Source organism: Cohnella caldifontis (genome assembly GCF_029360585.1).
GTDB lineage: Bacteria > Bacillota > Bacilli > Paenibacillales > Paenibacillaceae > Cohnella > Cohnella caldifontis.
Genome location: NZ_JAQZSJ010000002.1, coordinates 546,429 through 557,896, shown reverse-complemented (window position 1 = coordinate 557,896; position 11,468 = coordinate 546,429). Strand labels below are relative to the sequence as shown.

Annotated in this window: 10 protein-coding genes; all 10 read left to right on the top strand. The window is 61.8% G+C overall.

The window, feature by feature from the left end:
* Window positions 1–52: 52 nt before the first annotated feature.
* The 10 genes from lon (at window position 53) to hemB (ending at window position 11,432) form a co-directional block, all read left to right on the top strand.
* On the top strand, window positions 53–2,500 hold the full coding sequence (gene lon / locus PTZ19_RS05560) for an endopeptidase La (protein WP_276352861.1): 2,448 nt from the start codon (window positions 53–55) through the stop codon (window positions 2,498–2,500).
* Between the two features lie 31 nt (window positions 2,501–2,531).
* Window positions 2,532–3,185 (top strand): ribosome biogenesis GTP-binding protein YihA/YsxC, encoded by a 654-nt coding sequence (yihA, locus tag PTZ19_RS05555; RefSeq protein ID WP_276352859.1) that lies wholly within the window; start codon window positions 2,532–2,534, stop codon window positions 3,183–3,185.
* Window positions 3,186–3,344: 159 nt separating this feature from the next.
* Window positions 3,345–3,935 carry a non-ribosomal peptide synthetase module gene (locus PTZ19_RS05550; protein ID WP_276352857.1) on the top strand — a complete coding sequence of 197 codons (591 nt, stop codon included), beginning with the start codon at window positions 3,345–3,347 and terminating at the stop codon, window positions 3,933–3,935.
* Window positions 3,936–4,300: 365 nt separating this feature from the next.
* On the top strand, window positions 4,301–4,699 hold the full coding sequence (gene speD / locus PTZ19_RS05545; protein WP_276352855.1) for an adenosylmethionine decarboxylase: 399 nt from the start codon (window positions 4,301–4,303) through the stop codon (window positions 4,697–4,699).
* Between the two features lie 236 nt (window positions 4,700–4,935).
* Window positions 4,936–6,330, top strand: coding sequence for a glutamyl-tRNA reductase (hemA, locus tag PTZ19_RS05540; protein ID WP_276352854.1), 1,395 nt, complete (start codon window positions 4,936–4,938; stop codon window positions 6,328–6,330).
* Window positions 6,331–6,387: 57 nt separating this feature from the next.
* Window positions 6,388–7,203, top strand: coding sequence for a cytochrome c biogenesis protein CcsA (gene ccsA / locus PTZ19_RS05535; protein ID WP_276352851.1), 816 nt, complete (start codon window positions 6,388–6,390; stop codon window positions 7,201–7,203).
* Between the two features lie 47 nt (window positions 7,204–7,250).
* On the top strand, window positions 7,251–7,907 hold the full coding sequence (locus PTZ19_RS05530) for a precorrin-2 dehydrogenase/sirohydrochlorin ferrochelatase family protein (RefSeq protein WP_276352850.1): 657 nt from the start codon (window positions 7,251–7,253) through the stop codon (window positions 7,905–7,907).
* A 23-nt stretch (window positions 7,908–7,930) separates the two neighbouring features.
* Window positions 7,931–8,869: a hydroxymethylbilane synthase gene (hemC, locus tag PTZ19_RS05525; protein WP_276352849.1), complete on the top strand. Its 939-nt coding sequence runs from the start codon at window positions 7,931–7,933 to the stop codon at window positions 8,867–8,869.
* A gap of 3 nt (window positions 8,870–8,872) precedes the next feature.
* Window positions 8,873–10,417, top strand: a complete 1,545-nt coding sequence (gene cobA / locus PTZ19_RS05520) for a uroporphyrinogen-III C-methyltransferase (RefSeq protein ID WP_276352847.1) — start codon at window positions 8,873–8,875, stop codon at window positions 10,415–10,417.
* Window positions 10,418–10,433: 16 nt separating this feature from the next.
* Window positions 10,434–11,432: a porphobilinogen synthase gene (gene hemB / locus PTZ19_RS05515; protein WP_276352846.1), complete on the top strand. Its 999-nt coding sequence runs from the start codon at window positions 10,434–10,436 to the stop codon at window positions 11,430–11,432.
* Window positions 11,433–11,468 lie beyond the last annotated feature (36 nt).

Sequence of the window (11,468 nt, the reverse complement as noted above, 5' to 3'; positions counted from 1 at the left end):
GACTGCTCGGGCATGCAACCTACCACAACCGATTCGTATGGAGGTGCCGGACATGGGTTCGGGCAAACCGAAGAGCCGTTCCATCCCCTTGCTGCCCCTGCGCGGGCTGCTCGTCTATCCCAGCATGGTGCTTCACCTGGACGTCGGGCGGGAAAAATCGGTCAAAGCGCTGGAACAATGCATGATCGAGGATCATATGATCCTTCTTTGTTCCCAATCGGAGGTCAATATCGAAGAACCGACCCAGGACGATATTTACCGGGTCGGCACCATATCGAAAGTCCGGCAGATGCTCAAGCTGCCCAACGGGACGATCCGGGTGCTCGTGGAAGGCGTCGTCCGGGCGAGGATCGGGCAATACTTGCCGAACGAATCGTACTACGAAGTGCTGGCGAGCGAGCTGCAGGAGACGGGAGAAGGGGACCCGGAGCTCGGCGCCCTCATGCGCGCCGTTCTCGGCCAATTCGAAAACTACATCAGCTTGTCCAAGAAAGTGACGCCCGAGACGATGGCCGCGGTCTCGGACATCGACGAGCCCGGCAGGCTCGCGGACGTCATCACCAGCCACCTGTCGCTCAAAATCAAAGACAAGCAGGACATTCTGGAAACGACCGACATCCGCGAACGGCTGGAAAAGCTGCTCGATCTGCTCAATAACGAACGGGAAGTGCTGGAGCTCGAACGGAAAATCAGCCAGCGCGTAAAGAAGCAGATGGAGAAGACGCAGAAGGAGTATTACCTTCGCGAGCAGATGAAGGCGATCCAGAAAGAGCTCGGCGAGAAGGAAGGACGCGCGGGAGAAGCCGAAGAACTGCGCGCCCAATTGGCCGAGGCCGGCCTGCCGGAGAAAATCGCCGCCAAGGTCGAGAAGGAAATCGACCGGCTGGAGAAGATGCCCGCTTCGTCCGCCGAAGGCGCCGTCATCCGCAACTACGTGGAATGGCTGCTGGCGCTTCCGTGGACCAAGCAGACGGAAGACCACTTGGACATCGCCGAAGCCGAGCGGATCCTGAACGAAGAGCATTACGGCCTGGAGAAGCCGAAGGAGCGGGTGCTCGAATATTTGGCCGTCCAGAAGCTGGTCAAAAAGATGAAGGGGCCGATCCTGTGCTTCGTGGGCCCTCCGGGCGTGGGCAAAACCTCGCTCGCCCGTTCGATCGCCAAGTCGCTCGGCCGGGAATTCGTCCGCATCTCCCTGGGCGGCGTGCGAGACGAAGCGGAAATCCGCGGGCATCGCCGGACTTACGTCGGCGCCATGCCCGGACGGGTCATTCAAGGCATGCGCAACGCCGGCACCTTGAATCCGGTGTTCCTGCTGGACGAAATCGACAAAATGGCGATGGATTTCCGCGGGGATCCGGCCTCGGCGCTGCTCGAGGTGCTGGATCCGGAGCAAAACGCGACGTTCAGCGACCACTACGTCGAAATGCCGTTCGACCTGTCCAATGTCTTGTTCGTGACGACCGCCAACGTCGTGCACAACATTCCGCGCCCGCTGCTCGACCGCATGGAGCTGCTGACCATCCCGGGCTATACGGAGCTCGAGAAGCAGCAGATCGCCCAGCAGCATCTGCTGCCCAAGCAGATCCGCGAGCACGGCCTGCGGGAGGACCAGATTCAGTTCCAGCCGGACGCCTTGATGTCCCTGATCCGCGAATACACGCGCGAATCCGGCGTACGGAACATGGAGCAGCTGCTCGCCTCCGTCTGCCGGAAATCGGCCAAGACGATCGTCGCGGACCCGGAAAGCGCGCCGGTCGTCGTCGACATCCCCAAGCTCAAGGAGTTTCTGGGACCGCCGCGGTTCCGGTACGGCATGGCGGAGCAGGAGGACCAGATCGGCGCCGTAACGGGCTTGGCTTGGACGGAGGTCGGCGGCGACACGCTCGTCATCGAGGTGTCCGTCATGCCGGGCAGCGGTAAGCTGACGCTGACGGGACAGCTGGGCGACGTCATGAAGGAATCGGCCCAGGCGGCGTTCAGCTACACCCGCAGCCGGGTGAACGAGCTCGGCATCGCGCCCGATTTCCATGAGAAAACCGATGTGCACATCCACATACCCGAAGGCGCCATTCCGAAGGACGGACCATCCGCCGGGATCACGATGGCGACGGCGCTGATCTCGGCGCTGACGAACCGTCCCGTATCCCGGGAAGTCGCCATGACCGGGGAAATCACGCTTCGGGGACGGGTGCTTCCGATCGGCGGGCTGAAGGAGAAATCGCTCGCCGCCCATCGCGCGGGCATTCGCAAAGTGCTGATCCCGAAGGATAACGAAAGGGATCTTCGGGACGTGCCGGAGAGCGTGCGGGAGGACTTGACGTTCATTCCCGTCTCCCATATGGACGAGGTGTTGGTGCACGCGCTGGCCGACCCGATCCTCATTTCCCCTCCTCCCGTCGGCAGCGATCCCGTTGCCCGGAAGTCCGGTCCGGACGTTCCGATCCCGGGAGGGGTGGAGACGGAAACCGAGGACGGCCCCCCGCTCGGCACGCATTAACGCCATTTTCGAAAAGGACGTCGGATGCCCCATGAAAATCAAAACCAGCGAATTCATCATCAGCGCGGCCGGCGAGAGCCAATTTCCGGAAGACGGATTGCCGGAAGTGGCCCTTGCCGGCCGCTCGAACGTAGGCAAATCGTCGCTCATCAACCGCATGCTGGAACGCCGCAACCTGGCGCGGACCAGCTCGCAGCCCGGGAAAACGCAGACGCTTAACTATTACAAGGTCAACGGCATAGACGGCTCCCTGTATTTCGTCGATTTCCCGGGATACGGCTACGCCAGGGTGTCCAAGAGCCAGCGGGAGGCTTGGGGCAAGTTGGCCGAGCGGTATCTTCGAGGGCGCAAAACGCTGAAGCTCGTGCTCCAGCTGGTGGACCTGCGGCATCCCCCTTCGGCCGACGACCGCAACATGTTCGAATGGCTGTCCCATTACGGCATCCCGATGTGCGTCGTGGCGACGAAGGCGGATAAAATTTCGCGGGGCCGCATCCCGCAGCATGCCAAGGTCATCCGCCAAGAGCTGGGCATGCCCGGCCATTTTCCGCTCATTGTTTTTTCGTCGGAGACCGGGCAAGGACGCGAGGATTTATGGAGCCTGATCGAGCAAGAGGCCGAAATCTTCGATCGTCCCCCCTCCGAACCCCCCAAAGTCGGGCAGGAAACCGAGAATAACGGGTAAAATCCCGGGCGGAAGCCGGGAGGAATCGTTTTTTACGGGTTTTTTGCGGGAAAATCACGGGCCGGCGGTGAGAAACCGCAGCGGCATTCTTTTATAATAGAAGAAGGTTATACCTCGCAATACATTCGTGCAACACAAAGGGAATTGAGGAGATTTTTTATGGCTGGCAGGATCGCCACGGAATATGTCAACGCCGTTTTGACGTTACCGGAAGCCGAAATGCCAAAGCTAATCGCCCTGTGCAATGCCCAGCAGCTCAAGCTGCAGGTGTTCGTGATGGACAACGGAAACCAAGAGCTCGTTCTGGAAGAGGAAGCCGGGGGCGAATCGATCCGCCTCACGTTCGAGCGCGCCGGCGGACTATATCGCTGCCGCCTGACCTGCCGCGTCGTCCGGCCGAAACTGACGAACGCGCTGCGCAAATTGGTATCTTCCTTTAAAGGAGACGCCGTCGTCAACCGGATTTATCAAGGATTTACGATGGTCTACCACTATCAGCGCGGCGCCGTTGTCCGCATCGCGGAATGCAAGGACAGCGAATGCCGGATCGTCTACGAATACCGAAACGCGCTGGGCCGGTTGGAAGCCCAATTCAAGCTTCGCGCCGTCGAGGAGGAAATCGCCGGACTTCGGCAGTCCGTCAACGAGCTGCTGGACTTGCGCAACCGCTCGTCCGACGAAAACGAGCTGCGCGACATCGATCAGCGCCTTCAAGATCACAGCCGTCTGCTGTTTATTTTGGAGGCCTGATCAAGGCCCATTTTTTCCCGGATTCGCGGGAACCGCCGAGCGCGGTTCCTTTTTTGTTTCTCCTTCGGCAGGGGGCAACGGAAGCCGAAATCGCGCCCCGCGGGGCTTTCGCGGAAAGCGATTTGCAGAAACCGCGAAATCCCAAGCCCGGCGCGGCTTGGACAGACATCCTCCGGCCCGAAAAAAACAGTTGCATTTCACCCGGATAGATGTTATTTTTATTTTCGTTGAAAACACAATAGGAACCAGGATTCACTCAGGAACGGAATGCGATGGAGAGCAAATTCCCTCGAGAAGTGAATGACGTAGGTCCTAGCGGATGAAATCAGCTTCACATTTTATTCCTAGGAAGGGGGAACCGAAAGATGGAGTACTCTACTTTCGGACGGCACGTTGCAGTGGATACTTGGGGAATCGACTTCGATACGTTGAACGACGCCGAACTTCTCCAATCGCACATGATCGAGGCGGCCGAAGCTTGCGGCGCCACCGTTCTCTCGGTTCAAGCCAAGCAATTCGAGCCCCAAGGGGCGACGGTCCTGGTCATGTTGTCGGAGAGCCACATCTCCATTCACACCTATCCCGAGAAAGGATTCGCCGCGATCGATTGCTATACCTGCGGCGAGACGGTCGATCCGCAAGCCGCGATCGATTATCTGGTGAGCGTCCTGAAGCCTGAACGCACGTACGCGAAGAAACTCATCCGCGGCGTCGGCGAACTGCAAGTGGAAGAGCCGGTGCTGAAGCAGCACGAGCTCGTATAACCTAATCGCGCGTAGTCCGAAGCCATGAGGGCCCCTCATGGCTTTTTCAATTAGAAAAACGGGGGCTCGGGGGGAATAGCTCCGCCGAACGACGACGAGAATAGGGAAGGAGCGGCAAACGCTGGAAGACGGTTCAAAAACATTTCATATTTGCGCATGAGCCATAAGGATGATCTATGGTATAATGAGGCTTGACTTTGAAGGGTCGATTTTTGCAAAAAGGCAGGTGAATGCCCATGCATCTGATGGTTGTCGGCTTGAATTACCGCACGGCCCCCGTAGAGATCCGCGAACGTTTCGCCCTTGCGGAAGGCGACACGCTTCAGGCGCTGGAGTCTCTGAAACGGACGACGGGCATTCTCGAAGGCGTGATTTTGGCGACATGCAACCGTACGGAGATTTACGCGGTGGTCGACCGGCCGGTCCTGTGCGGCCATTATGTCCGGACTTTCATGGAACAATGGTTCCGGATTCCCAGACAGCAATTCAATCCTCATTTATATATGTACGAAGACGATCGGGCCGTGGAACATCTGTTCCGCGTAACCTGCGGGCTTGATTCCATGGTCATCGGCGAGACGCAGATCTTGGGCCAGGTGAGAGACGCCTTCTTGCAGGCGCAGGAACGGGGCGCGACCGGCACGATCTTCAACCGTTTGTTCAAGCAGGCGGTCACGCTCGCCAAACGGGCGTTCTCGGAAACTTCGATCGGGGAGAACGCCGTCTCCGTCAGCTACGCGGCGGTGGAGCTCGGCAAACGCATTTTCGGCCGTTTCGACGACAAAACGGTCCTGATCATCGGCGCCGGCAAAATGAGCGAACTGACGGCCCGCCATCTTCACGCCAACGGGGCGAACCGGGTGTTCGTAGCCGGCCGCACGGTGTCCCGCGCGGAGGAGCTCGCGAACAAATTCCAGGGGACCGCGTTTTCGATGGAGGAGGCGCTGCGCCGGCTGCAGGAAGCCGATATCGTGATCAGCAGCACCGGGGCCGAAGGATTCGTGCTGGACCGCCGCTCGGTGGAAAGCGCGATGGCCCGGCGGAAGAAACGCCCCCTTTTCCTGATCGACATCGCCGTGCCGCGGGATATCGAACCGGCTGCCGGCGATATTCCGAACGTGTTCCTGTACAATATCGACGATCTCGAAGGGATCGTGGAAGGCAATCTGGAGAAACGGCGCCAAGAGGCTGCCGTCATCGAAGGAATGATCGCGGAAGAGCGGGAGGCGTACCGCGAATGGTACGCGACGCTGGGCGTCAGCCCGCTGATCCGGGCGCTGCAGGAGAAAGCCGCCGCCATCCACGAGAGCACGCTGGAGAGCATGCTTCGCAAGCTGCCCGAACTGGATGAGCGGGAGCGGAAAGTCATCCGCAAGTTGACCAAGAGCATGGTGAGCCAAATGATCCATGATCCGATCCTGCGGGTGAAGGAGCTGGCGGCGGAGAAGAAAAGCGAAGAAGCGCTGAAGCTGTTCGTCCAGCTGTTCTCCTTGGAGGAAGAAGTGGCCAAGATCCGAACGGAAACCGCCTCCGCAACCGCGGCCCGGCCGGAAGCCGGTTCCCGGGAGACCCCGGGCGCGGCGCGGGAGCTGGAATCGCTGCTCACCCGTCTGGCGGGCGCTCTTCAATAAAGCCGACCGGCGTCCGAATCGGTTCGGACCGGCGGAACGAGGGGAGGCGCTGCCCCGATGCTGACGCAAGATTGGCTGACCGATGCCGTCCTTTACGTATATGCCCTGAGCTTGCTGTTCTTCGCGTCCGATGCCGCATCCGGCAGACGGAACGCCGGGAAGGCCGGCACAGGGCTGCTTGTTTTCGTCTGGGTGCTGCAGACGGTATTTCTTCTGATGTTGCTGGTGCAGCGGTTCACCGCCTTGCCGGAGCTTTCGATTCGAGACTTTCTGTTTTTCGTGTCCTGGCTGCTCGTCTCCGTTTCGTTTATCGTCAACCGATGGGTTCGGGCGGAATTGCTCGTTTTGTTCGTCAACGTCGTGGGCTTTGCCGTACTCGCGCTCAATTTGCTGCAACGGCCCCAGCGGCACTTCGCTTTGTCTTCGTGGGAAGCGGCGGAAAAGCTGCTTGTCGTGCACATCGGCCTCATCACGCTGTCGTTCGCCGTTTTGACGGTGGGCGCGATCTTCGGCGGGATGTACGTGTTCCTGCACGCCCGGCTTAAGAAAAAGCGCTGGACGCCGGCGATGAGCCGCATGCCGAGTTTGGAGCTGATCGACCGGTATGCGCTGCGCGCCGCGTTGATCGGCGTGCCGCTTCTGTTCCTCTCGCTGTCCACGGGAACGGCCGCGCTGCTCGCGGAAGGGCGGGCGGCTGGGCTGGCCGACATCAAAGTGCTGCTGTCGTTTGCCGCCGGTCTATTGTATGTCGTCTTTCTGGTCCGCAGAACGGCGTCGAGAGACGACGGCATCCGCGCCGCGAGGTGGAATTTGGCCGGATACGCGCTGCTGGTCGCGGCGTTTTTCGCCAATTCGGTATACCGCTGGATGTAAAGTGAGAGTTTGACTCCGATAAACTCCTGATGTAAGGAGGAACCCCCGTGGCGGGATGGTATCCGATCATGCTGCGTCTGGACGGCCGGCTCTGCGTCGTGATCGGCGGCGGCCAGGTGGCGGAACGCAAAACGGCCGGCCTGCTCGAGGCGGGCGCCAAGGTTCGCGTCGTCAGTCCGGAGCTCACGCCCGCGTTAAGCCGGCTCGTCTCCGAAGCCGCCATGGAATGGCGGAAGAAAGAGGCCGAGCCTTCCGATTGGGACGGGGCCTTTCTCGCGTTCGCGGCGACGGACCGTCCGGAAGTCAATCGCGCGATGGCGGAAGCCGCGAAGGAATCGGGCATTCCCGTCAACGTCGCCGACGAAGGGGAGAGCGGGGATTTCATTCTCCCCGCGGTGCTGCGAAGAGGCGACCTGCTGCTGGCCGCCGGCGTATCGGGATCCGGACCGGCGTTGGCCGCGCGGATCGTCCGGGAGTTGGCGGAGCGGTACGGGCCGGAATACGCAGGCTATGCCGCCGCCTACCGCGAAGTCCGGGCCGCGGTCCGATCGTACGCGGAGAATCCGGAGGAGCGGCGACGGTTGCTTGCCGCCGCCGCGGAAGAAGAGGTTTTGGCGGAATGGGCGTCCTCCGGCCTGCCGGGGGATCCCCGGGGCTTGGTCGACCGTCTGCGGGCGCGGGTCCGTCCGAATCACGAAGTCTGAGAGAAGAATCGAGGAGCTTGCAAATGCGTAAATGGATCGTGGGTACCCGCCAAAGCGCGCTGGCGCTGACGCAGACCGGTCAGACCGTAGACCGGCTGAAGGCTTTGTCCGAAGCCGCCGGTTTGGATGATACGTTCGAGCTGAAGCCGATCGTCACCCGCGGAGACCGCATTCTGGACGTCACCCTGTCCAAGGTCGGCGGAAAAGGCCTTTTCGTAAAGGAAATCGAACAAGCATTGCTCGACGGAGAGATCGATATGGCCGTGCACAGCATGAAGGACATGCCCTTCGAGCTGCCGGAAGGATTGACGATCGGAGCGGTGCCCGAACGGGAAGACCCGCGCGACGGGCTCGTAGGCCGAACCGCCGCCCGCTTCGAGGAATTGCCGCAAGGGGCCCGGGTCGGCACGAGCAGCCTCCGGCGCGCGGCGCAGCTCAAGGCGGCGCGGCCGGATTTGTCCATCGAGTCCATCCGCGGGAACATCGATACCCGCCTCCGCAAGCTGGAGGAAGAAGGGCTGGACGCCATCATCCTGGCGGCGGCCGGTCTGCATCGGATGGGCTGGGGGAACCGGATCACCTCTTATCTGCCGCCCGAGCTGAGCTTGCCTGCCGTCGGGCAAGGCGCGCTGGCGATCGAATGCCGGGCCGGCGACGAGGAGATGCTGGCGCTGCTGGCCCGGTTGAACGATCCGGCGACCGCGCGCGCCGTCGCGGCGGAACGCCGGCTGCTCGGCCTGCTGAACGGAGGCTGCCAGGTGCCGATCGGCGCGTATGCGACCGTGGACGGCGACGCGTCGTCCGGCGGCATCCGCCTGACCGGCATGGTCGCTTCCCCTGACGGCGTTCGCCTGATCAGAGCTTCGGCAGAGGGCGCGGACCCGGAGAAGGTCGGGGAGAAAGCAGCGGCGGAATTGCTGGCGCAAGGAGCCGACGACATATTGGCCGAAGCGAGGGAATAACGGATGACCAAGGGCAAAGTGTATTTGGTGGGAGCCGGCCCCGGCGATCCGAAGTTGATCACCGTCCGGGGGCTGGAGGCGCTGCGGCGCTCCGACTGCGTCGTTTACGACCGCTTGGCGGGGCCCCAGCTGCTCCGGCAGGCGAGGCCCGACGCCGAGCTGATCTATGTCGGCAAGCTGCCGGACCGCCACACGATGAAGCAGGAAGAGATCAATCGGCTGCTCGTGGACTTGGCGCTGCAGGGGAAGACGGTGACGCGGCTCAAGGGCGGGGATCCGACCGTATTCGGCCGGGTCGGGGAAGAAGCCGAGCTGCTTCGGCAGCACGACATCCCTTACGAAATCGTGCCGGGCATCACCTCGGCCATCGCCGTGCCGGCCTATGCGGGCATTCCGGTTACCCATCGCGAACTGGCTTCCTCTTTTTCCGTTATTACCGGTCACGAAAGCCCGGATAAGCTGGATCTGTCCATCCACTGGGATAAGCTGACCCAGGCGACCGGAACGCTCGTGTTCCTGATGGGCGTCGCCAAAATCGGCTATATTTCCGAACAGTTGCAAAAATACGGACGTCCGCCGGAGACGCCGGTGGCCCTGATCCGATGGGGAACGAGGGCGGAGCAGCAGACGCTGACCGGCACGCTCGCGGACATCGAAGAACGCGTGCGGGAAGCCGGGTTTCAGCCGCCCGCGGTGATCGTCGTCGGCGAGGTGGTCCGCCAGCGGGAGACGCTCGCCTGGATCGAGCGCAAGCCGCTGTTCGGCAAACGCGTGCTGGTCACGCGTTCGCGCGCCCAAGCGAGCGAGCTGTCGGAACGAATCGACGAGCTCGGCGGCGAACCTTACGAGTTCCCCGTGATCGAAACCCGCCTGCCGGAGTCGGAGGAAGCGGCGAACGCCGTCCGGGAAGCGCTCGGGCGAGCGGAATCATACGATTGGGTCATCTTGACGAGCGTGAACGGGGTGGACTATTTCTTCCGCTGGCTGGAGCGCTGCGGAACGGATATCCGGCAGTTTCACCGCGCCCGGTTCGCGGCCGTCGGTCCCCGCACGGCGGAGGCGCTGGCGAGCCGGGGCATCCGGCCGGAGGCGCTGCCGGAGAAGTTCCAAGCGGAAGGGCTGCTGGAAGCGCTGGGGGAGCACATCCGATCCGGGCAGAAAGCGCTGCTTCCCCGGGGGGACTTGGCACGGGCATGGCTGCCTCGCGAGCTTACGCGACTCGGTCTGGAGGCCGTGGAAATCGACGTGTACGAGACGGTTCCGGCCGACGGCCGCGACCCGTTCCTTCTGGACATGCTGAAGGAAGGCGAAATCCATGCCGTGACGTTCACGAGTTCATCCACCGTCGTGAATTTGCTGGAAGCGCTGAAGCGGATGGGGGCGCCGGACCCGGCCGAGCTGCTGGGGAAAACCCGGATCGCCTGCATCGGTCCCGTCACGGCCCGGACGGCCGAAGAGAACGGGCTGAACGTCGCGGCGACGGCGGAAACCTCCACGCTTACGGGATTGCTGGACGCTCTATCCAGTCTATGGCAAGCGTCCGATTGAAAGGAGAAGAAGGAAAATGGCTTATCCGAACACAAGGCACCGCAGGCTTCGCGCCTCCGCCGCCCTCCGCGGCTTGGTCCGGGAGACGGTTCTTACGGCCGACGATTTCATCATGCCGATTTTCATCGCGCGGGGAGAAGGGGTCCGGCAGGAAATTTCGTCCATGCCCGGCGTCTATAACCTGTCGCTCGACAAGTTGGACGAAGAATTGCACGAAATCGTCTCCCTGGGGATCAAAGCCGTGCTCGTCTTCGGCGTACCCGATCCCGCGGAGAAAGATGCGGTCGGCGCCTGCGCGTACGATGAACAAGGAATCGTGCAGGAAGGGATCCGGCGGATCAAAAAGTCGTATCCGGACCTGCTGGTCGTGGCGGACACGTGCCTGTGCGAGTTTACCGACCACGGCCATTGCGGCGTCGTTCACGAACACGGAGGCCAGGCGGTCATCGACAACGACGAATCGCTCGAACTGCTCGTGAAAACCGCGGTTTCCCAAGCGGCGGCGGGCGCGGACATCATCGCCCCGTCGAACATGATGGACGGCTTCGTGGCCGCCATCCGGAAAGGGCTGGACGAAGCGGGATTCGCGCATGTCCCGATTATGGCCTATTCGGTCAAGTATTCCTCGGCCTACTACGGGCCGTTCCGCGAAGCCGCCCAGTCCGCTCCGCAGTTCGGGGACCGCAAATCGTATCAGATGGATCCCGCCAACGCCCGGGAGGCGATCCGGGAAGCGCGGTCCGACGCGGAGGAAGGCGCCGACTTCCTGATGGTGAAGCCCGGCCTGGCGTATCTGGACATCGTCCGGACCATCCGCGACCGGTTCGATCTGCCTCTGGTGGTGTATAATGTAAGCGCGGAGTACTCCATGGTCAAAGCGGCCGCCATGCAGGGATGGATCGACGAGAAAGCGATCGTGCTCGAGACGCTGACCGGCATGAAGCGGGCCGGCGCCGACCTGATCATCACGTACCATGCCAAAGACGCCGTACGCTGGCTGAACGAGAAGAAATAATCGGAATTCCGCGGATCGCGGAAAAAAGGCCGGACC

Coding starts and splice junctions, on each gene's coding strand:
- lon (WP_276352861.1), top strand. CDS start 53: ATGGGTTCGGGCAAACCGAAGAGCCGTTCCATCCCCTTGCTGCCCCTG.
- yihA (WP_276352859.1), top strand. CDS start 2,532: ATGAAAATCAAAACCAGCGAATTCATCATCAGCGCGGCCGGCGAGAGC.
- PTZ19_RS05550 (WP_276352857.1), top strand. CDS start 3,345: ATGGCTGGCAGGATCGCCACGGAATATGTCAACGCCGTTTTGACGTTA.
- speD (WP_276352855.1), top strand. CDS start 4,301: ATGGAGTACTCTACTTTCGGACGGCACGTTGCAGTGGATACTTGGGGA.
- hemA (WP_276352854.1), top strand. CDS start 4,936: ATGCATCTGATGGTTGTCGGCTTGAATTACCGCACGGCCCCCGTAGAG.
- ccsA (WP_276352851.1), top strand. CDS start 6,388: ATGCTGACGCAAGATTGGCTGACCGATGCCGTCCTTTACGTATATGCC.
- hemC (WP_276352849.1), top strand. CDS start 7,931: ATGCGTAAATGGATCGTGGGTACCCGCCAAAGCGCGCTGGCGCTGACG.
- cobA (WP_276352847.1), top strand. CDS start 8,873: ATGACCAAGGGCAAAGTGTATTTGGTGGGAGCCGGCCCCGGCGATCCG.
- hemB (WP_276352846.1), top strand. CDS start 10,434: ATGGCTTATCCGAACACAAGGCACCGCAGGCTTCGCGCCTCCGCCGCC.